Source organism: Clostridium sp. AM28-20LB (assembly GCF_003480665.1).
GTDB classification, from domain to species: domain Bacteria; phylum Bacillota; class Clostridia; order Lachnospirales; family Lachnospiraceae; genus Otoolea; species Otoolea fessa.
This window is the reverse complement of the sequence record NZ_QUJN01000007.1, coordinates 17,334-39,349: the sequence shown is the minus strand read 5'-3', so window position 1 is coordinate 39,349 and position 22,016 is coordinate 17,334. Positions and strand designations below refer to the sequence as shown.

The following is a 22,016-nucleotide window of genomic DNA, read 5'->3' as shown; positions in this document are numbered from 1 at the left end:
CTAGCAGATATTGGAATGTGAAGTTCTGGAAATGATATCGTCCTGTACTTCTTTTCCAAGCTCTGTAAAATATGCTGTATAACCAGCTACACGTACCAGCAGTCCGTTGTAATCCTCCGGATGCTTCTGTGCTTCTTTTAAGGTCTCCGTATCGATGACATTGAACTGTGTGTGGAATACGCCCAGGGAGCAGAGACTCCGCAGGTAGTTCATCAGTTCTTTTGTCGAGTTCGGGCTGTCGCGGAATACCGTATCCATCTTTACATTCAGCAGGGTTCCCTGATTGAAACGGCCATGCGGAATGTGGGAAATGGATTTCAATACAGCGCCCATGCCCTCGGTATCGGTTCCCTGGTTCGGAGATACGCCGTCTGCTAACGGTTTCCAAGCCAGGCGTCCGGACGGAAGTGCACCGACCTCCAGACCAAACGGAGTATTTCCAGATACCGGAAGAATACCTGGCGTCATCTTGCCGAATTTGCTGTGGAACGACTCGATATAGTCCGCGATAAAACAGAACATATCACCGGTCAGCTCGTTTACTTCGTCGTCATCATTGCCGTACTTCGGAGCTTCATCACACATCTTCTTGACATCCTCATAACCCACAAAGTTTGCATCCAGTGCATCCAGAAGACGCTGCATCGTTACTTTTTTCTCATCAAATACAAGTTTCTTTACTGCAATCAGGCTGTTGATCAGGTCTGCTACGCCGATCGCATCAATACCATTTCCAAGGTTATATTTCGCACCGCCCCATGCGTAATCTTTCGCATTCTCTACGCACTCATAGAAAGAAAGGGAAAGTGCCGGAACGACCCTCTGGAAGCCAATGTCATCGCATACATGGCTGGAAGCCACGGTTCCGCGAAGTTCATAGCGGATCTGCTCTTTGACTGCCTCTTCAAACTCTTCGTAGGTATTAAAGGCAGTCGGATCGCCGGTCGCCTCAGATGCCTGAATGCCATATTTACGGCTCTTGCCGTTTAACAGGGCAAATTCAACCGCAGAACCTAAGTTGAAGTCTGCATATGCGGTGTAGCATCTCTGTTTTCCTTCCAGGTTCGTCTCTACACAGCCGCATGGATTCCAGTTATATGCTTCTTTTAACGGGATTCCCTTGTTCAGGAGCATCTCGATACCAACTTCATCGTTGTGGAATGCCGGGAAACCGGTTCCAAGCTTGATAACCTCTGCAATCTTCTTTAAGAAGCTGCTCGGATTCTTCGCCATATTGTAGCGGACAGACAGGGACGGCTGATATAACTGTACTTCTGCGGTTGCCTGCAGAATCAGGTACGACACGTCATTGACTGCGTCCATGCCGCGCTCATCCACACCGCCGCAGCATACGTTCTGGAACATTGGGTAACCGGCGGAAAACTGTGCAGTTACCTGATCCTGGAACAGGCACTGCTCAGAGAATTTAACCCATAAGCAGTCCAAAAGTTCCTGCGCCTCTTCCTCTGTCAAACGGCCAGCCTCGATATCTGCCTTATAAAATGGGTAAAGATACTGATCCATACGTCCCGGGTTGTAGCTTGCTGCATTCTGCTCCATGAAAATACAGGTCTGGTAAATATACATCGACTGAATCGCCTCGCGGAAGGTACGCGCCGGTTTTTCCGGAACCTGATCGCAGGTCCCTGCAATCTGTAACAGTTCTTTTCTGCGCTTCTCATCCGGCTCTGCCTCTGCCAGCTTTCTCGCCTCTGCCGCATAGCGGTGTCCCAATGCGGAGATACCGTCAGCTGCCAGCTCCATCGCTTTCAGGTATTCAATCTTCTCATAGTCACCCGGACGGGTAATATCAAGTGTATCAAGCACTTTATGGATATGCGCCTTGATTCCCTCCATGCCTTCTTTAATGACTCTGGAATAACCCGCAGTCGTCTCGCCCCAGCCACGAACCGATTTACGGTTGATGTAAAGAGCGCCGCAGTCACGTAAGGTTGCCGCAAAATCTGGGCATTGTACCAGCCACTGCTCATACGTGGAACGTCCCTTCCAGTACGGGCGGATGATCTCCTCAAATGCCTTCCGATCCTCTGGGCGCAGATAGAATGGGTCATATGGACGGGTACTGATGGTATCCAGCTCCTCATCCAGAACCGACCAGCAGGTATCGACACTTAAAATACCGCCGCGCTGCTTGCTTCCGGCATTGCCGACAATCAGCTCATCCCCCCAGATTTTTACAGTTTTCTCCAGGCACTGTTTCTTAAATGCATATGCTTTCCGGATGCACAGCGGCTGTCCCTCTGATTCCTGGAAGCCCTTTGTCAGGATAATTGCATTTTCCAGATCCATCTCTGGCTTGGTCTTTAATACTCTCTGTTTTAATCGGTCAATCCGATCCATGTATGGTTTTCTTTCGATTGCTGCCATCTGATTTCCTCCTATTTTTTACTCACATTCCCATTCTGTGGGATTTATTTTTTTAGCACCTGATATAAATCTCTTTTCGTTTAAAAGTATAGCAATTCTTATGTGGAAATGGTACAATATCAATAACTAAAAATACCAAAATCTTAACATATTGAATTTTTATAGAAAGAAGGGATCCTTTGAAATCTACTTCCCAGTTACAGGAAGTCAACCACTATCAAGATCAAGATTTTCCGGTCAATGTCTACTATTCTGATATTCATTCCATGCAGCCGCCGGGACGCTGGCTGCGCGACTTCCACTGGCATGATGAGCTGCAGTTTACCCTCGTACTAAGCGGAACATTGACAATGCAGGCAGATAATCTTTCTCTGCCCGGACAGGCTGGAGATCTGATTTTCGTCAACACCTCCCTGATTCATGCCGTCACACAGATGTCGGAAGACGGCTCCTATGCGAGCCTCAATTTTCCTTACCGCCTTCTTGCCTTTTTTCCTGGAAGCCGCATGGATCAGGACTACGTCCTGCCCTATACCGCCGGCGGGAAATTCTCCGCTTTCTCTATTCACCCGGAATCCGAATGGCAGAAAGAGTTGATCGGACTGCACAAAAAAATAACCGATTTATTTCTTTCCAATCAGGTTAAAGGCAATGAATATTCTATCTGCATTAAGATTGCCTCGATGTGGAATCTGCTGATTTCCAATTTTCACAGCAGTGGGAATTCTACCTCTATTAACCTCCTGCGCCAGCAGCGCCTGCAATCCATTCTCCTGTTCATCTATGCACATTACGCAGATGATTTACAGCTCTCAGACCTGGCTGCATCAGCCAATATCAGCGTCGGAGAATGCTGCCGGATTTTTCAAAATATTCTTCACACAACTCCCTATGGATATTTAACTAATTACCGCATCCAGACCAGTGTTTCCCTCCTTCACCGCGATCTGCCCATCTCACAGATTGCCGGACTGGTCGGATACAACCAGGTCAGCAATTACATCGCCACATTCAAACGGATCATTGGCTGCACACCGGCACAGTACCGGAAACAGCACTTATCAAAACCAGATTTCCCAAGCAGTTAATGGAAAACCGGTCGGCTTCTCTTTATCAGAGAAACCGACCGGCTGCTAAGGTGGTATAAAAATATAAAGGGGGGCTTTTTCAGGATGATGCAACGATTATTTTAATTTTCCAATTTCATCAAATCGTTTATAAGCATCGACAACTGCATTGATCACGCTGCTGCGGAATCCACGGTCTTCCAGTGTCTTCACACCGATCATCGCCGGACCAGCCGGAGAACACACATCATCTTTTAAATTCTCAAGATGCTTTTCGCTCTGTAAAAACAGCTGCACGGTTCCAAGGATTCCTTCCAGTGCATATCTTCTCGCCTGATAACGTAGAAGACCATTGTAAACGCCGCCGTCTGCCAGAGAATTAGCAAACATTGCGATAAACGCCGGGGATGTAGATGTTAATACTGTGCCTGCCACAAACTGGGAGGCCGGAAGGCTGTCAAATCCACCGGCTTCACGTAGAATATACCGGAATTCGTCCTCCTGTTCCTTCGTGTAGCTGTCGCCCTGTTCGATCAGGATAAAACCTTTTCCAATCAAGCAGGCTGTATTCGGGAGAATACGGATAACCGGAACATTCTTTCCTTCTAACTCTAATTCTTTCATATAGGTTGAAACCTCAACACCCGCTACAATCGAAACGATAATTTTTTCCTGCCCTTCTTCTGCACATGCCGCAAAGACCGGTTTCACCTCTTCCAGAACACTCTTTAAAAACTGCGGTTTTACACAGAACACAACATAATGAGCTGCCTTGATCGCTTCTCCATTGGTCTCAACAAAGTTGCATCCCAGCTCGTCCGCTAATTTCTGTCCTTTTTCTGTAACCACATCTGTAATCACAACTTCCGATGGATCAATTCCCTTGCAGGCTGCCGTTGCAAGAGCTGTACCCATAGTTCCACTTCCAATAAAAGCAATTTTTTTCATAGCTGGTCTCCTTTCAACTTAAAGTCCGAGTTAGTAATATACTTCAAATATATCTTATGTGGCTTATATTTCCCTTCGCCTTTCAGCGAAGGGAAGTTCCCGCTCTCAGCGGATAAATTTTTCTTTAAATGCCTGAACATGCGCTTTCTGAACCGATATCAATTTATCTACATCTCTCTCCTGAAGACAACGATAAATTTCCTCATGATGTCCAATATCCATATCATCAATCGAAGATAAATTAATCCGGTTTAAAAACAGAAGACGAATACTCAAATCCTGGTAATTATTCATCTCCCGCTCAAGAAACGGATTCCTAGTCATAGAAGAAATAATTCTATGAAATGCTCGATCCAAAAGAACTCTTTCTTCCGCATCTGTCTCCTCTCTCAGGACTTCCAGGCTGTCTTTCAGCCGCTTTAAATCTTCTTCCGTCCGATTCATAGCAGCAAGCTCTGATTCAAGTGGAGACAGAGCAAATCTCATCTGATAAATCGATTCCACTTCATATAAGGAAATCTCATTTACCATAATACATTGTCTCGGGACAATTTTCACAAAGTTTTCCCATGCCAGTCGATTCAGTGCCTCACGGATGGGAGTTCGTCCCATCCCCAGCTCTTCCATCAATTCAGCCTCTACTAATGTCTGTCCGGGGCGAAGTCTGGCTGTAATAATCATCATCTTAATCTTCTCGTATGCCACATCACTAACTCGCATTGTTTCCCTCATCTTTCTTGTAGAACAAATCTGTGATTTGCATCCAACTTCTTTTAGTCTACAGGAATGCTTATTTTTATAATAGCGCAAATAAGGATCAAATTCAATTAGACTTTTGTATATACCCCGTTTCTGATATAGTTACTGTTCACGCATACATGCCCAGTAACCTGATATGCCCTATTTTTTTTATAATTTTTCGACGCATCGCTTGTAATTTTCTTCCGCGTTGCCGCCCTTATGCCAGATATCCGCGATCGCTTCCGCGATTGGAAGCGGATCCGATTCATTGTACATAACATTTCGTCCCAGCAAGATTCCGCGGATATTGCTGCTGATTCCGATCTCTTTCGTGTACTCTTCTACAACCTCAATCGGCTCACTCTTTACCTCGTCTGGAACTACCAGCACCGGACAGGTGGTCGCCGCCGTCGGAACTGCATATTCATGATTCAGCGGAACTTCAATCCATTTGCCGGATGCACGGCAGCCAAGAGCGCCTACCACGCCGACTACCTTACACAGACTCTCTGAATCCGTCTTCATCGTAAACCCCGTTTCCGTTGTTTCTACATACAGCGCCTCGATAAAAATTGGAAGACCAGCTGACTCTGCTGCATTGACAGCTTCTGCACAGTACCGAACCGTATATTTGCTTCGCTCATCCATCGGATTCAGACGGATCATAAACTTTACACCGTCCATTCGAAGTTTCACTAGGCGATCGACTGTATAACAGGACGGCATATCGTCCATCTCCCATACTGTATTTTTCAGACCGCCCCGGTTCACAGTGCCAACCAGCATCTTCCCATCCAGAAACGCCTTTTCTCCACGTTCCCGCTGCAATTTATTGAGGATAAATAAATCTTCAATAATATCCGGTGTCGCCTCGATTCCATCAATCTGATCACTCTGCAGCATCCGCACCAGGCGGGATAAATACTCCCGCCTATTACTTAAACCAATCGGATTTCCTTTGTACTCATTGATCATTCTGGCATTGTGATCCGCTGCCGCAAATACCAGCTTATCATGCGGAAATCCCGGTTTTTTTCGCGCCGCCGCTTCCTGCTCAACAACCTCCGGAGAAAAGGCTTTTATCTTGTTTAATTCTTCAAAAATCTTGTCGTTCAAAAAACTTTGATAATCAAATCCCATATACACCTTTGCCTTTCTCTGTCACTGAACACATTTTATTTTCCAAAATTAACGATTGCGTCAATTTTATCTCTTCCGCCTACTTTATCGCCCCACTGATCATATACGCTCTGGGCTGCCTCGATAAATGGTTCGCGATCCGGCTCTGTGATTTCGATGCCCTCTCCCTTTAACAGTTCCAGGCACTCATCCTCAGATGCTGTATAAAGTTCTCTCTCTTTATCGATCATTTCTTTGGTGCACTCATCGATAATCTGTTTGTGCTCGTCCGAAAGAGAATCATAGAAATTCTTAGCAACTACGCAGATACCTAAGTCGTTGGTCCATCCAACCATTGCCCAGTGCGGCGCTGCCTCATAAAACTTCTTGGAATAATAGTTTGTATTGGCCGCTTCTGCACCGTCAATGATGTTCTGCTGCAGCGCTGTGTATAATTCGCCGTATGCCATCGGCAGCGGGCTTGCGCCGAATGCGGTAAAGGAATCCAGCTGTACCTGATTTTCCATGGTACGGATCTTGAGGTTCTTTAAATCTTCGATGCTGTTGATCGTCTTCTGCGTTGTCATGATATGTCTGGTTCCCAAATCCAGGAAGCCCATCAGATGGAAGCCTTTCTCCTCACAGTCACCGCTATAGGACATTCCAATCTCGTCAGAGTCCAGAACGGAATACATATGTTCCTTATCTCTCCAGAGGAACGGAAGGCAGAATATATTAACAGATGGAACAAAGCTGGAGAACGGCGCTACCGACGTCATCGCCATCTCTACAGTGCCAAGCTGCATACCCTCAATGACATCTCGCTCGTTGCCAAGCTGGTTATCCGGATATACTTCTACTTTAATTTCGCCATTGGAGCGCTCTTCCACAATCTCTTTAAAATACTCCGCTGCTTTTACCGGAGGTTCGGTTGCTGCCTGTGATAAGGAAACCTTTACGGTCACCGCACCACCGGATGAACCGCCTGTATTAGCCGCTGCCTTTGCGGACTCTCCTGTGGAAGCGCTGCCGCCTCCTCCACATCCTGCCAGAGAACCAGCTGCCACCAGCATCGCCATCGTCATGCTTACAAACCGTTTCACATTTTTCTTCATAACAATAAATCCTCCTTTCATTTCATCTTTTTATCCCATTAACTGCGGCAGCCATAAATAGGTCTGCGGGAAATATGTAACAATAATCAGTACAACTAACATTGCAAGAATCGTAGGAATTACAAACGGGAATACCTCTCTTACACTTTTGCCGGTCAATCCACAGGCAACGAATAAAGTTGCTCCATAAGGCGGTGTTACGTATCCAATCGCCAGGTTGATGCAGACAATAACACCAAAGTGAATCGGGTCGATTCCATAAGCGGTTGCTACCGGGAATAAGATCGGCATTAAAACGATAATTGCAGAGAAACTTTCCATAAACATTCCAACTAAGAACAGCGCAATATTTAAGAAAATAAGGAATGCAGTCTTACTTGTGATGAATGTATTCATAACCTGGATTAAGAGCTGCGGCAGCTGTTTTGCTGTGATAAACCATGCAAAGATATAAGCGCAGCCTGTGATAATCATGATGCCAGCCGCTGTCTGCGCGGACTTAACAAAAATACCAGGTAAATCTTTCAATGTAATTTCTTTGTAAATAAACATACCTACCAGGAAGCCATAGACAACCGCCACAGCCGCTGCTTCAGTTGCAGAAAAGATACCGCTGATGATACCACCGATAATGATAATCGGAAGTCCTAAACCAGGAAGTGCAGAAAACATCGTTCTCCGTACTTCTTTCGGATCAAACTTGGTTGTCTGGATATATGCATCTCCGCCCCTGGAAGCGTGAATATAGGAGTAGACCATCAGTGCCACACCAATCATAACTCCAGGAATAGCGCCTCCGAGGAATAACTGACCAACAGATGCACCTGTGGAATATCCAATCAGAACCATTAAGATACTTGGCGGAATAATCGGTCCGATACTTCCTGCTGCTGAGAGCAGAACCGTTACGAAACTCATGTTATAGCCTTTTTCTTTAAATGCAGGCGTCATGATCGAACCGATTGCTGCTGTTCCAGCCGTTGCTGAACCGGAAATTGCCGCGAAAATCATGGATGCCAGTACGGCTACCATCGCCAGACTTCCTTTTACAAAGCCGATCGACGCACTTGCAAAATCTACAATCCGTTTGGACATACCGCCCTGATCCATCAGATTTCCTGCCAGCATGAACATCGGAATCGCCATGATCGGCCAGCTGTCAAGACCCGCAAACATTCTCTGCGGTACCAGAACCAATGGGAAATTTCCCTCAAGCATAATCGAAAGTGTCGTTCCCATTCCGAGTGCAACAAAAATAGGGGCTCCGATTAGAAACAGACACAAAATACAGATAAATAAAAATCCTAACATATCGCAGCCTCCTTTACTAATCTATAAATTCTCTCGGTTCTTCCGGTGCATTCTTGTTTTTTAAGCGTTCGATAAAGGTAAGGAGCTGTTCCATAATCATCAAAACTCCACCGGTTGGGAATGCCGCGTAAATCAAAGCCATCGGAATCTGCATCGCCGGAGACGTCTGAGCCGTCGTAGACTGTACTACTTTGAACCCGAAATATGTCATAATACATAAGAAAACAATCGTTAAAAGATCTACAATCGCGGTCAAAATGCGTTTCGGCTTTTGCGGAAGTGCAGATGTCAGAACATCTACCTGAAGGTGAGAACGATTTCTCATCGCAATCGCCGATGCCATCAATACCAGCCATATCATCAGATATCTCGCTAATTCTTCGGTCCATCTAAGAGGACTCTGTATTACAAAACGAAAAAAAACCTGAATAATAACTGTAATTGTCATCGCAAGGAAAAGAACAACTACTACCGCATCATTTACATTTCGAATTATCTGGAGAAGTGGGTTCCCCTTTTCTTTCATAATGTATCCCCCTTTCCTGGATAGTTTTTACAAAGGCGGCAGCCGGTGAAACTGCCGCCGGTTTTTTATTAGATCTTTCTCTCTAAGCCGCGTTTCTCATAGTAAGAATCCGGGATATCTTTCGGATCTTTGTACATAACCATCACGCACTTACCGTCACTGCCGATAGTCGGCACATCCATAATGAATAATGGCCATCCAAACCATTTGTACCAACCAAACTCCCACATGGTTGTACAGTTCAGGCAGTAGCACTGGAATCCTTCCTTATTATAAGCTCTTGGATCCGGTTTATCTAAAGTCTGTACCTTGTCTTGACATTCGGTTACCAGCCAGCCGCCGCTGTTACAACGCGGAAGTGTAAAGGTAATCTTCTCCTCATCCTCTTCCCAAATCTGATCGCCGTTATCATGAAGAGCAGACCATAATACTGCACGGTTCTCCAGGAAATCTTCCATTGGGAAATCTTTATATGTAGCCTGACCCGCTTTATATTTCTCCATCCAGTCCTGCAGACATGGCGGATAGCACCATAATGCATAGTCTTCCATACATTCAAAGATCGCCTCATCCGGTGCCCATTTCTTGAAATTGCGTAATGTCTGATTTACCCAGCGGACTGCGAAATGGTGAAATCCTGTCTTTTTCTCTACATTTAATTTGTGCAGCTCCAGCGCTTTTTCCATATCACCGGCTTTGATCGCTGCCTCTAATTTATCAATATTGCGAACCGCATAATCATTGCGAACCTTTTCCAACGTCTCTGTATACATCTTCTTTTCCATAATCTATACCTCCTTATTACCAAGCTGTCTTCTTTCCGTATTTTTCATCTTCCTGGATCGGGAAATGCACTTCTTTACCAAGGTCGCTCGACTGATAAATCGCACGGATAAATTCAAGTGTTCTTCTTCCCTCTACGCCGTCTACCATCGGCTCACGATCTTCTTTGATCGCATGGATGAAATCAGTAAGCTGTCTTCTGTGATTTTCGGTTGCCACATAGCCAGCACCCGTTGCTGTATCACCAGAGTCAACTTTTACCTTGGTCAGGTAATCATCCTCGTTCATGCCTTCTACTTTCCATTCTACGATCTCTTCTTCCACAATCTTGATCGTACCTTTTTCACCATGGATTTCGATGTGACGCGGATAACCCGGACGGACTGCACTACTACTTACCAGGCTTCCCAACGCCCCATTCTTAAATTTGAATATTGCGTTGGCTACGTCATCTACTTCAATATCCGGATGCAGGGTTGTCATATAATTACCAGTCAGTCTCTCTACATCGCCGACTAAATAAAGCATTAAGTCAATAAAATGAACGGTCTGGCTAATCAGGGAACCGCCGCCCTCACCTTTCCATGTACCTCTCCATGCACCGGAAGCATAGTATTCATCGCTTCGGAAGCATTTTCCAGAACAATCAACCGAAAGAAGTTTACCAAGCTTGCCTTCATCCAGCGCTTTCTTGATCAGCTGAGCCTGATCCATGAAACGGTACATAAAGATAACACCAAATTTAACGCCCGCTTCTTTACATGCTGCAATCATCCTGTCAGCTGCATTACAATCGACAGAAATTGGTTTCTCACACATTACGTGTTTGCCAGCCTTCGCACAGTCCACAACCATCTGCTCATGCAGGAATGGAGGTGTTACTACACAGACAGCATCGATATCATCTCGTTTCAGCATCTCTTTATAATCCGTGTAATAAGACGGAATATTGTACTCTTTGCTGAATTCCTTTGCCACATCCTCTTTCACGTCACAGAATGCAACAACCTCTGCTTCCGGGATATCCCGAAGTGCTCCTGCATTTAACGGACCTGCCATACCGCCGCCGATAATACCAAATCTGATTTTGTCGCCCATACTCTTTTTCCTTCCTTTCTTTTTTAATCTTTTATTAGTACATGCACTTTGTTTTCTTTAATATATCTCAGATATCTTACTGATATATTAGCACTTTATTTTTTTATTTTCAAGTCGTTTTCTGATTTTATTTGACGAACTTTAAATCGTATTGATCTTTTATCATGTTTTATTTCATTGTATTGTACATTTCCAATCCATTTTCCCCCATATTTCCCTTATTGCATAAACAATCGGTCAATTTTATTCTCATTCAAATATTCTTCCGCCATTGATTCCACATAAATCTTGAACAGATTTCATAGAACAATTCTTTTCTACAAAACAAAGAAGAGCCATTTAATGTCTCTGCATCAAATGACTCTTCTCATTTTCAATTCTTTACTGCCCAATCTCCGCCGCCGGACCCACTGCCGGTTCCTGCGCCGGACCGTGTCCTGGTCCGATGTCGCTGCCCGGTCCTGCCGGCACGATCGTCGTGCTAGATTCTGCCGGATCTTCAACTGTCTCGGCAGGTGTTTCCGGCACCACCGCCGGGGCTGAATACCGTTTTCCTGCCGTACCCGTCTTGTGGATCCGCTGCATCCGCTCTTTGATGGATTCGCTCTTGATCTGCTCGATCTTGGCGCTGGCGTCTTCTTTTAACTCCTTGCTGCTGCGGCCGGAATCGCCGCTCTTTGCAGACTCCAGAAGCTTCGCCGCCTCATCCGAGAGCAAATGATCCCTTCTGAAATTCGCCGCGGTATATCCGCTGGTTGTGATTTCAAATGCATCCGGATGACCTGCCAGATAGGTTCCTTCTCCGCGTCCATTGTCCGTCTCCGGGGTATCAAAGGACGCCGCCGGAAGCCCCTCTACCATCTTTTCCATCGCATTTTTCCAGATCTTCGCCGGATACGTGCCGCCGTACAGGCTGGAAAGTGTCTTCTGCTGGTCGTAGCCAACCCAGACCGTCATCGTATAATATGGCGTCATGCCGCAGAACCAGCCGTCACGGCTGCCGTTGGTCGTACCGGTCTTTCCGGCCGCCTCTATATTGCCGCTCCACCCCATCGATGCCGCCGTACCTTTTGTGACAACTCCCTTTAAAATATCGGTCATCATCACGGCGCTGCTCTCCTGGTAAACCTGAACCGATTCATAATCTTCAAAAATATCTTCGCCCTGGTTATTGATCATCTTGATAATACAGGTCGGTTCGCGGTACTGTCCCCGGTCTGACAGCGCTGCATAAGCGCCCGCCATCTCCTCGGTCGTCATACCGGTGGTAAAGCCGCCCAGGGAGGTCGCCGGATAATAGTCCGCCGCCTGCACGCTCGCGAAGCGCATCTGGGTTAAATATGCCATGCCGACATCCGGTGTGATATCATCATAGATATACCATGCCACACCATTTTTACTTCGCTCGACCGCATTTCGAAGCTCCAGCCTCTCGCCGGAAAGGGACTTCACATCCACGCCCTTCTGCTTCGCCGCGTCAATATCGATATTCGGAATCTTTGTTTCCGATGTGTAACCATTTTCCAGTGCCGGTGTATACACGATCAACGGTTTGATAGAACTTCCCGGCTGTCTCGGGCTCTGGAACGCACGGTTTAATGTGTAGGTATCCGTCTCCTGACTACGTCCACCCACAATCGCCACGACGCGGTTCGTCTTGTTGTCAATAACGGTGGACGCGCCTTGCAGCTTGTAAACGCCGTTTTCGGATGTATTGCCATCAAAGGACAAAACTCCATCTAATGCATCCTGCAGGATCGTCTGCTTGTCCGGATCCAACGAGGTATAAAGGTTATAGCCGCCCGTGTAGAGCGCATCGCGCTCCTGGTTGTACACCTCGTTGTAATTGGCATTGTACTCTTTGTAAGCCTCGTCGCTGCGGAATCCATACTGGAATTCAAAGCCGTCACGGCGCATCAGATAGCGAATCGCACAGTCGATCGCATACGTCGTCTCATAGTTGTGCAGCGGCACTCTCTGGCGGTTGACCGTGATCTCCTCCGCCTTTGCCTCTTTGCACGCTTTCTCCGTAATAAATCCCATACTCAGCATATCTTCCAGAATCTTATCGCGGCGTGTCAGCGCATTTTCCGGATGACGGTACGGGTTGTAATACGTCGGCGAGTTCGGAATCGCACACAAATATGCCGTCTGGCTCAAGGACAGTTCATCCGCATCCTTGCCAAAATAACCTCTTGCAGCCGCCTGAAGCCCGTAGTACGTGTTCGCGAAGCTGATATCATTGATATAGAACTCCATAATCTGCTCTTTGGTGTATTTCTTCGTCAGATCTAAGGAAATCAGCATCTCCTTGATCTTCCGCTCCATCGACACCTCGCGGGTCAGAAAACGGTTTCTCGCTAACTGCTGGGTGATCGTACTCGCGCCGTGCTTTTCTGCTCCCTCAGTCAAAAAGTAATTGACTGCGACACGGAAAATACCTTTTATATCAATGCCTGGATTTTCCCAGAACGTCCGATCCTCGATCGCCACAAATGCGTTGACTGCATTCTGCGGTATCTGGTCATACTTCAAATAACTGGAATCCTCGTCTCCCGTCAGCTTCGCCAGCACATTACCGTTGGAATCATAAATATAACTTGCCTCCTGCAAACGGAATGTATCCAGCGTACTGTTTTCCACCACTCCCTCTATCTGGCTTTTATAGTCCTCATAGAGCGGAATCAGCTTATATGCTCCAAATCCGGCACCGCCAATCACCAGCAGTACCAGACACACCAGAAGCGTCTTGAACATGGTTCCAAAGATCCTTGCCATCGCATGGAACACGATCCGCCCACCGCTCCAGCTGTTATTTTTGCCCGCTTTCTTTCGCTTGCCGACATCGATTTTCCCGCTTTTCTTTGCGGTGCCCCGCCTGCCCGAAGATCGTGCGGATGAAGCTGCCGGTTTCTTTCGAACGCCGGAGGCGTCCTCTCTCGTCTGTTTCTCCCTCATCTCTTCCCTCATCTTCCTATGTATCTATGATTGCTGCCATTCTAATTTCATGCGGCACCTCAGGCTTCAATAATGCCAGTCTGCGGACAGCAACTTTTTATACTTTTCTGACAAAATCAGCTTGGACTCCATTTTATTATAAGTTTTTTTGTCCAAAAGAACAAGCCTGTTTTCGAAATCTGCCCAATCTCCTACCGCGTGTTACTGTTCACGCACACATGCCCAGTAACGGATTTTTCCGTGGCTTCAAAAATGCCTATCTGTAAACTGCATTTTCGCTATATCAATGCCGTTTCCGAAAAAGAAATGCTAGAAGTTCATGCACTAACAGCGGCGTGGCGGATAACAGGAGAAGCGCCAGCCACTCTGCCGGGCGCAGCCGCACCGTGTGAAGGAGTTTCATCAAAAAAGGAATCTCCGTCACCGCAACCTGCATCAGAATCCCCACAAGGACTGCCGCAAGCATCAGCGGATTTTTCCCAAGACTGCGTGAAAATGCCGAGCCCGTAAGCGAGCGCATGCCGACCGCATGAAAGAGCTCCGACAGCCCCAGAACGGTAAATGCATACGTCTGTGCCCGCAAAAGCTCCTGTCTGCTGAAAAATGCCCCCAGCGTGACTGCTGCAATCAGAGACCCGTAAAATACCATGCAGAACCACCCGCCTCCGGCAAACAGCGACTCGCCCGTCCGGCGCGGCGGCTGACGCATCAAGTTCTCCCGGTCGTTTCCATCCATGCCGAGTGCCAGCGCCGGAAGCGAGTCCGTAATCAGATTGATCCAAAGGATGTGCCCGGCTCCCAGCGGCGCCGGTATTCCGATAGCAACGGCGGCAAACATGGTTAAAATCTCCCCCAGATTGGAGGAAAGCAGAAACAGTATAGATTTTCGTATATTTTCATAGATGCCGCGCCCTTCCTCAATTGCCCTCTCGATCGTCGCAAAATTATCATCCGTCAAAATCATATCCGCCGCCTGCCGCGCCACATCGGTTCCGCCTTTTCCCATCGCGATCCCGATATCGGCTGATTTAAGCGCCGGCGCATCATTTACGCCGTCCCCGGTCATCGCCGTCACGCACCCGGCGCGTTTTAAAGCCCGCACAATCCGGACTTTATGTTCCGGCGACACCCGTGCAAAGACTGATACAGAACCGATTCGTTCCTCCAGAGCTCCCTCATCCAGCGTTTCCAGCTGCGCCCCCGTCATGCATTCTTCCCGCCGTTTGGCAATCCCCAGCTGCCTGGCGATCGCAAGCGCCGTGTCTGCATGATCTCCAGTGATCATGACCGTCCGCACAGATGCCCTGCGAAATGCCTCAACTGCCCCGGCTGCTGCCTCCCTCGGCGGATCCATCATGCCTGCCAGACCCAGAAATACCAGGTTCTGCTCCAGCTGTCCCACCTGTTTCTCCCACTTTCCATCCGGCATTTTTCCTGTTTGAAGCTCCCTATACGCCCCCGCGAGTACTCGCAGGGCACGCGCGGACATACGCGTGATCTCCGCCTCAATCTCTGTCCGCCTCTCCCTGGTCAGCGGCACAATTTTGTCCTCTTCCATCTCATAACGACACCTTTTAAGAATCACATCCGGCGCCCCTTTTACACAAGAAATCCAGTTTTCTCCCTGCTCATGCACCGTCGTCATTCTCTTCCGATCCGAATCAAAGGGAATCTCCCCTTTCCGCGGATATCTCCGACGCAGATGCTCCGGAGAAACACCACAATTTTCACAAAATCCGTACAGCGCCCGCTCGGTGGCATCCCCCACCGTCTCCCCGGCATCGCTGCACAGCGCAAATACCTCCAGAAGCCGTTTTCCCACTTCTCTTTCCTTAGAGCGCGCCAATTCCTGTTCCGTATACTCCTGTCGATTTACATAACATGTCGTCACCGTCATCTCATTTTTCGTCAGCGTCCCCGTTTTATCTGAGCAGACCACGCTGACTGCCCCCAGTGTTTCCACGGACGGAAGACGGCGCACGATCGTGCCAGCCCGCGCCATTTTCGTCACTCCCAGCGCCAGCACAATCGTCACCGTCGTCGGAAGCCCCTCCGGCACGGCAGCTACCGCCAGGGAAATCGCAGTGAGCAGCATTTCCATCACGTCGCGCTTCTGCCAGACGGCGAGGGCAAATAATAAAACGCACAGCCCGATCGTAAGAATACTCAATAGTTTCCCCAGATCCGACAGCCTTTTTTGCAACGGTGTCTCCTCCTCCGGCGCCTCGCGGATCAGAGAAGCAATCCGCCCTACCTCCGTATTCATGCCGGTGGCGATGACAATTCCCTTTCCCCGCCCTGCCGTCACGTAAGAAGTCATAAATGTCTCATTTTTACGCTCTGCCACCGGAAGCGCACCGGCGGCTAAAAAATGGCTGTTTTTCTCAACCGCCCGCGATTCGCCGGTCAGCGCTGATTCTTCTGCCCGCATTTCAGCTGTCTCGGTAAGACGCAGGTCGGCTGGAACCTGCCGCCCGGCATCGAGCACGACCAGATCCCCCGGCACCAGCTCCCGCGCGGCAATCTCCCGCTCTTTTCCTTCCCGGATCACAACCGCCTCCAGCTGCGTCATCCGTTTTAAGGATTCGAGCGCTTTCTCCGCCTTCCCCTCCTGAATCACGCCCACCGTGGCATTTAATACGACAACCGCCAGAATTACCCCCGCATCGCCGTACTCGCCCAAAAGCAGGGAGATCCCGGCTGCCGCAAACAACACAAAAATCAGGGAGTCGCAAAGCTGTGCCCCGATGCGCACAATCAGACTCCGCGGTGGTGCTTCCCGCAGCTCATTTTCCCCATAATGGCGCTGCCGCACCTCCACTTCCGCTGCCGATAAGCCTGTCCGCAAATCGACCGAAAACTCCCTGCACACCTCTTCCACCGTCCGGTTCTCATACATGCGCATTTCCCCCTTTTTCTGTCCCTGTTCTGTACTTTTCACAGACTGCATTTATTCATATGCGGAAAATAGGGGGGATTAGAACTGAATGGTTGGAATAAAGAAATGGAAAGCATAGTCCTGTTTGATGCTCAAATGGCATCGGAACTCTTATTGTTTCGATGCCATTCTATAAATTCTATGATTTAATTTTATCGTTCTGTTTCGGTCACATACCTTACACCTGTGGTTCCGGCTCCTGCGTCTGCGCGGCCGGTTTGCGCTCCATCGGCATATAACCTTCTTTCTTCCGCTGTATCGGCTGTACAGGCACCGTTGCTGCCGTATCCCGGAACGCCGGGAGGCTGCCTGTCTCCATGTAAGCGCGGAACGGAATTTCGCCCTGCGCCGGATCTCTCACGACCTCATTTTTCTCCACTTCTGGTCGTTCTCCTCTGCGCGGTGGACGGCGCTCAAACCGCTCCCGTCTTCCAGAAGCCGGGCGGTCTTCCCGTTTCTCATTTTCCGGCACCGCGCGGTTTCCGCTACGTCTGTCCGCTGCTCTCTCGGCTCCCGAAACACGCGCTGCCCTCTCTCTCTCTGAGCAAGCTCTTTCTCTGCCCTGCGTGCGCTCAGTATTCCCCTCAGCAGCACGATCCGCTGTACGGTTCCGATAGCTTCTCTCCGATCGTTCCGGTCTGTCACTGCCAGACGGACGTTCTTGTGCGCTGCGCTCCTGTTCCGGCTTTTCGGCTTTTTCCGGTGTTTCCAGACGTGTTCCCCTATTCGGACCACTTACGCCTCTTGGCGCCTGTGTCCGCTCCGAAAGAGGTCGAACCTGCATCTTATTTTTCTTTTCCTTCTCCCGGAAGCTTTTAAGTACGATCGCCGCCGAATACTGGTACGCATAGATACAGCTTTTCATCAGTTCCTGCTCTTCCTCCGTCTTGCAGGAACTCAAGAGCATCTCTTCCTCTTCTTTTTCCAGATATGCCTCTCCGTTCGTATCGCGTTCCTTTACCGGCTTGTAGATCCGGTATTTCTTGTAATACGGTGGACATGGAAACTGCTTATTCTTAACCGGTTCCGGTACAATCCGCAGTTTGTAGGTATCGGACATGCGCGCCAGAACATTATGTATTTTCTCACAATTCTCTCTCGTATTTGTCTCCCGCGCCGGGATACAAAGTAAATAATCCATCTATTTTCCCTCACATCTATCAAACGATCCTTTTCAAAATCGTTTTCTTCTCAAATTTTCTACATTTACGCCAATCTTTATTGTATCATGTCAGAGAAAAACGGGCAAGTGAAAAAGAATGTGCCTCACGACAATTTCCTGTTACACAAAAAAAGGCTGCCACACGAATGCCAAACGAACGATTTCCGTCCGGGGCCTTCTGTTTGTGACAGCCTGTCTTCCTTTATCTAACGCAGCCATATTTACCTGCGTGTTACTGTTCATGCATACGTGTCCAGTAACACCTGCGTTCCTCAGTCTCTTACACCATCCAGTCTTTCAGCACGCCGTGATCGCGCAGCAGCTTTCCAACCACCGTCTTGTCAATCTTCCGGAGAATCGGCTTTTTGAGTGCTTCAAGCGGCATCGGCAGCTTCATTTCCAGGGGCGATCTGCCGTCCATCAGCTTGACCGTGCTGTCCAGAAGCTCGCGGATATCGTAGACACTTCCCCATACCTCCGGTACGCCGCGGTCTACGCCGCACAAGCCGTACACCGCTTCCATCGCGGTGCGGACGGAATACTCGGTCGTGAAAATAGTATCACGCGGGGTCTCCGCAAACTGCCCCAGAAATGCCGCATTGACACATCCATCCGGGATAACGTCCGGGCGGTCTCCGGCACGCCGCGGCATAAAGAATGCTGTAATATACGGCATCATCGTCGGCGTACAGTTCGCATGGTTCTCAGCCAGTTCCTCGATCTGATCCTCCGGGATTCCGAGATGGTACAGCCATTCTTCGGTGATCTCCTTGCCCGTGCAGGCGCGCATCGGCTTCTTCACATAATCGCCCGGTACATCCGTAAATAAACTGTATACCCAGACGCAGATCTCGTCCTTATTCTGCGCTTTGAACTGTCCCTGACGGTTGATCGTCCAGCTGAGCAGCCAGCTTGAATCACGGCAGCTCACGATACCGCCTGTTACGACGCGTCCACTTCTCGGATCCCTGCGGCAAATCTTGCGGATCTGGGAAATGATTGTCTCATCCGAAGTCGTGACCGTCGCAGACTCCCAGTTCGTCTTCTGGATATCCGAGCAGAATTTCTCCGGATGTCCAAATGCCGGATCCTGCGCAGCAATCTGACGCCACAGACTCCAGCAGCCGCTGGTACGCACTTCCGCACCTTCTACCGGTGCCTGATTCTGGTCGCCGTAGATCGTTCCCTCAGTACAGCTTCCGTTCGTAATAAAGACAAAATCATCCTCAGTCAACGCGATTTCCTTCTTCTCGCCGCCCTTCACGTACTCGATCGCCTTCGCAACCTTTTTCTCACCCTGGATGTCAAACCGCACATTCGTAACCTCAGTGCCAAACTGGATCTGGACGCCTGCCGCCTCCAGATATTTCTGCATCGGCAGAATCAACGACTCATACTGGTTGTAACGCGTAAATTTGAGTGCCGAGAAATCCGGAAGTCCGCCGATGTGGTGGATAAAACGCTGAAAATAGCGTTTCATCTCTAATGCACTGTGCCAATTTTCAAACGCAAACATTGTTCTCCAGTACAGCCAGAAATCCGAATCAAACACCTCATTATCAAACACATCCTCAATGGATTTGTCATACAGATCCTCATCCTTCGTGAAGAACAGCTTCATGATCTCCATGCTGCCTTTCTGGCTCAAGCGGAATTTGCCGTCCGTGTGTGCGTCCTCGCCTCGGTTGACCGTCGCACGACAGAGCGAGTAGTTCGGATCGTGTTTATTCAGCCAGTAATATTCATCGAGAACTGATGCCCCCGGCACCTCCAGGGACGGGATGCTGCGGAACAGATCCCACAGGCACTCAAAATGATCCTCCATCTCGCGGCCGCCGCGCATCACATATCCACGGGTCGGATCCTGAATACCGTCACATGCACCACCTGCTACCTCCATCGCCTCCAGAATATGGATATTTTCTCCCGGCATCTGTGCGTCTCTCACTAGAAAACACGCCGCCGCCAGAGAAGCCAATCCACTTCCGACGATATAAGCCGATTTGCCCTCGATTCCCGCCGGTTTCTCCGGACGTGCAAATGCCTCATAATTTCCCTTTGAATAATAAATTCCCTTGCTGTTTTTCTCCTGGCTGCCGCGTTCCGTATTCCGGTAATCCGAAGCCGACTTAACCACTTTTCCTGCCTTTTTCCGCTTCGACGCCGCTGCCGCCAGCCCCGCTCCAACTGCCAGTGCCGATACCGCACCCGCTTTCCATGCTTTCTTATTCATGTCCTGATCGCCCCTGCCTTTCTTCAACTTTCAAACCACTTCTTTTTTACATTACCCCGATATCTAGTTTTTAATACTATCTAATAGTAGTTTGATAGTAAAACTTTTTTGGAGAAAAGTCAAGGGCATCATCTTCTGGCACTTCCTGTTTGCCTTTGGTCATTCCATTTTCTTACTACCTTTTGTACTGACTTTTCATGAGCTTTGGCTTTATACTTCTTGGCTTTGAATTGATTGTAAAATGTGAATCCCAAGTATTTTATCTCTATTGGTCTTCCTATTTTACTTTTCTTGCGATTTACTTTTAGAAGTAGCTTAGATTCAATATATTTTGTAATTGAGTCCATCACTCTTTGGGCAGTTTTCTGACTTATTACTTCTATGTAATGAATTATAAAAAGCTTTCATTTATTATTTTTTTGCCTTGCAAAAATAAAAAGCACGATTAATAAAATAACCGGGAACAATAGCCCAACTCCCATACCTGCACGAATATTGTCTCCTGCACTTTGTGTAACACGTCCAACAATCCCCGGACCTATGCTTCCACCCAGGTCCCCCGCCATAGCAAGCAAAGCAAACATAGCCGTTCCACCTGCCGGAAATCTTTCTGATGAAATACTGATTGTGCCGGGCCACATAATCCCAACAGAAAAGCCACAGATAATACATCCAATCAAACCTGATATCGGATTCAACGATACAGAAACAAGCAGGTAGCATATCACACATAAAATTCCAGATCCGATCATAAATTTCATCAGATCCATTTTATCACCATATTTTCCGAAAATTATACGACTGATCCCCATTGTAACAGCAAACATGCAGGGACCGGCCAGGTCACCAACTGTCTTTGACAGCCCCAGAGCAGCTTCCGCATAAGCAGATGCCCATTGTGCCATAGCCAGTTCTGATGCACCGGAGCAAATCATCAAGCATATGGAAAGCCAGAAAAGAGGTTTTCGAAACAGTTCTTTTATTCCCATTCCTTCCCCCTCATCTACCAAATGCTCGATCGGACAGGTTGCAAAATTATAGATATTTATGGCCGGAACAAGCGCCCATAAGACAGCCAGCCATTTCCAGCTGTCCATGCCAAACACCGCAAAAAACAGTGTAGAGATCACAATCGTTCCCACTGCTCCCCAACAATAAAAAGAGTGAAGCAGACTCATCGTTGCCTCTTTGTTATCAAATGGACACGCCTCCACGATCGGGCTGCAAAGCACTTCAATCAGACCACTTCCGACTGCATATACAATCACACTCAGGATAATTCCAACAAGCGGTTCCGGCAAAAGCTCCGGCAAAAAAGCCAGACCAACCAATCCTGCTGCGGAACATACCTCAGAAGTAACAATACAGATGCGATACCCTATTTTGTCCACAAACTTTGCACAAAACAGGTCTACCAACAACTGTGTAAGGAAAAAGCAGGTAGAAATCAACGCGATTTTTCCAAGTGCAATCTGATAATCATTATGAAATTTCAAAAATAACAATGGGGCAAAATTAGCTGCAATTGCCTGTGTAATAAATCCCATATAACAGGCTATTTTTGTTTTCCGGTAATTTGGCACGGTCATCACTCCTCGTTTTTTATTGAATTATATAACATAACATCTT

15 protein-coding genes are annotated in these 22,016 nt (G+C 48.0%); 1 reads left to right on the top strand and 14 read right to left on the bottom strand.

The genetic code is table 11. The features are described from left to right. Nucleotides 1-2,388, bottom strand: coding sequence for a formate C-acetyltransferase/glycerol dehydratase family glycyl radical enzyme (locus DW739_RS12435; RefSeq protein WP_107001103.1), 2,388 nt, complete (start codon nt 2,386-2,388; stop codon nt 1-3). A gap of 179 nt (nt 2,389-2,567) precedes the next feature. Here DW739_RS12435 and DW739_RS12430 point away from each other — a divergent pair, with 179 nt between their 5' ends. After that, complete coding sequence (locus tag DW739_RS12430) at nt 2,568-3,476, top strand: AraC family transcriptional regulator (RefSeq protein WP_118743140.1); 909 nt, start codon at nt 2,568-2,570, stop codon at nt 3,474-3,476. A 96-nt stretch (nt 3,477-3,572) separates the two neighbouring features. Here the strand turns inward: DW739_RS12430 and proC are convergent, their stop codons facing one another. The 13 genes from proC to DW739_RS12360 form a co-directional block, all read right to left on the bottom strand. Continuing rightward, the gene (gene proC / locus DW739_RS12425; protein ID WP_107001105.1) at nt 3,573-4,403 is read right to left on the bottom strand and encodes a pyrroline-5-carboxylate reductase; all 831 of its coding nucleotides are present in this window, start codon (nt 4,401-4,403) and stop codon (nt 3,573-3,575) included. Nucleotides 4,404-4,508: 105 nt separating this feature from the next. Continuing rightward, nucleotides 4,509-5,123: a GntR family transcriptional regulator gene (locus tag DW739_RS12420; protein ID WP_181357223.1), complete on the bottom strand. Its 615-nt coding sequence runs from the start codon at nt 5,121-5,123 to the stop codon at nt 4,509-4,511. Between the two features lie 189 nt (nt 5,124-5,312). Then, on the bottom strand, nt 5,313-6,284 hold the full coding sequence (locus DW739_RS12415; RefSeq protein WP_118522759.1) for a hypothetical protein: 972 nt from the start codon (nt 6,282-6,284) through the stop codon (nt 5,313-5,315). A gap of 35 nt (nt 6,285-6,319) precedes the next feature. After that, the gene (locus tag DW739_RS12410) at nt 6,320-7,378 is read right to left on the bottom strand and encodes a TRAP transporter substrate-binding protein (RefSeq protein WP_182426606.1); all 1,059 of its coding nucleotides are present in this window, start codon (nt 7,376-7,378) and stop codon (nt 6,320-6,322) included. 30 nt (nt 7,379-7,408) lie between these two features. Next, nucleotides 7,409-8,689, bottom strand: a complete 1,281-nt coding sequence (locus tag DW739_RS12405) for a TRAP transporter large permease (protein ID WP_118467183.1) — start codon at nt 8,687-8,689, stop codon at nt 7,409-7,411. A 16-nt stretch (nt 8,690-8,705) separates the two neighbouring features. Next, complete coding sequence (locus DW739_RS12400; protein WP_107001110.1) at nt 8,706-9,215, bottom strand: TRAP transporter small permease; 510 nt, start codon at nt 9,213-9,215, stop codon at nt 8,706-8,708. Between the two features lie 68 nt (nt 9,216-9,283). After that, nucleotides 9,284-10,000: a hypothetical protein gene (locus DW739_RS12395; RefSeq protein WP_107001111.1), complete on the bottom strand. Its 717-nt coding sequence runs from the start codon at nt 9,998-10,000 to the stop codon at nt 9,284-9,286. A 16-nt stretch (nt 10,001-10,016) separates the two neighbouring features. Then, on the bottom strand, nt 10,017-11,096 hold the full coding sequence (locus DW739_RS12390) for a Gfo/Idh/MocA family oxidoreductase (RefSeq protein ID WP_107001112.1): 1,080 nt from the start codon (nt 11,094-11,096) through the stop codon (nt 10,017-10,019). Nucleotides 11,097-11,477: 381 nt separating this feature from the next. Then, a complete protein-coding gene (locus DW739_RS12385; RefSeq protein ID WP_233430244.1) occupies nt 11,478-14,054 on the bottom strand; it encodes a transglycosylase domain-containing protein in 2,577 nt (858 codons plus the stop codon). Between the two features lie 283 nt (nt 14,055-14,337). Beyond that, a complete protein-coding gene (locus DW739_RS12380) occupies nt 14,338-16,953 on the bottom strand; it encodes a cation-translocating P-type ATPase (RefSeq protein ID WP_118293924.1) in 2,616 nt (871 codons plus the stop codon). 217 nt (nt 16,954-17,170) lie between these two features. Further along, on the bottom strand, nt 17,171-18,133 hold the full coding sequence (locus tag DW739_RS15180) for a hypothetical protein (protein ID WP_233430245.1): 963 nt from the start codon (nt 18,131-18,133) through the stop codon (nt 17,171-17,173). A gap of 301 nt (nt 18,134-18,434) precedes the next feature. Further along, nucleotides 18,435-20,387: an oleate hydratase gene (locus DW739_RS12370; protein WP_118743177.1), complete on the bottom strand. Its 1,953-nt coding sequence runs from the start codon at nt 20,385-20,387 to the stop codon at nt 18,435-18,437. Nucleotides 20,388-20,791: 404 nt separating this feature from the next. Next, complete coding sequence (locus tag DW739_RS12360) at nt 20,792-21,976, bottom strand: MFS transporter (RefSeq protein ID WP_118743139.1); 1,185 nt, start codon at nt 21,974-21,976, stop codon at nt 20,792-20,794. Between the last annotated feature and the right edge of the window lie 40 nt (nt 21,977-22,016).

Coding starts and splice junctions, on each gene's coding strand:
- DW739_RS12420 (WP_181357223.1), bottom strand. CDS start 5,123: ATGCGAGTTAGTGATGTGGCATACGAGAAGATTAAGATGATGATTATT.
- proC (WP_107001105.1), bottom strand. CDS start 4,403: ATGAAAAAAATTGCTTTTATTGGAAGTGGAACTATGGGTACAGCTCTT.
- DW739_RS12435 (WP_107001103.1), bottom strand. CDS start 2,388: ATGGCAGCAATCGAAAGAAAACCATACATGGATCGGATTGACCGATTA.
- DW739_RS12385 (WP_233430244.1), bottom strand. CDS start 14,054: ATGAGGGAGAAACAGACGAGAGAGGACGCCTCCGGCGTTCGAAAGAAA.
- DW739_RS15180 (WP_233430245.1), bottom strand. CDS start 18,133: ATGGATTATTTACTTTGTATCCCGGCGCGGGAGACAAATACGAGAGAG.
- DW739_RS12415 (WP_118522759.1), bottom strand. CDS start 6,284: ATGGGATTTGATTATCAAAGTTTTTTGAACGACAAGATTTTTGAAGAA.
- DW739_RS12405 (WP_118467183.1), bottom strand. CDS start 8,689: ATGTTAGGATTTTTATTTATCTGTATTTTGTGTCTGTTTCTAATCGGA.
- DW739_RS12410 (WP_182426606.1), bottom strand. CDS start 7,378: ATGAAGAAAAATGTGAAACGGTTTGTAAGCATGACGATGGCGATGCTG.
- DW739_RS12395 (WP_107001111.1), bottom strand. CDS start 10,000: ATGGAAAAGAAGATGTATACAGAGACGTTGGAAAAGGTTCGCAATGAT.
- DW739_RS12380 (WP_118293924.1), bottom strand. CDS start 16,953: ATGTATGAGAACCGGACGGTGGAAGAGGTGTGCAGGGAGTTTTCGGTC.
- DW739_RS12370 (WP_118743177.1), bottom strand. CDS start 20,387: ATGAATAAGAAAGCATGGAAAGCGGGTGCGGTATCGGCACTGGCAGTT.
- DW739_RS12390 (WP_107001112.1), bottom strand. CDS start 11,096: ATGGGCGACAAAATCAGATTTGGTATTATCGGCGGCGGTATGGCAGGT.
- DW739_RS12400 (WP_107001110.1), bottom strand. CDS start 9,215: ATGAAAGAAAAGGGGAACCCACTTCTCCAGATAATTCGAAATGTAAAT.
- DW739_RS12360 (WP_118743139.1), bottom strand. CDS start 21,976: ATGACCGTGCCAAATTACCGGAAAACAAAAATAGCCTGTTATATGGGA.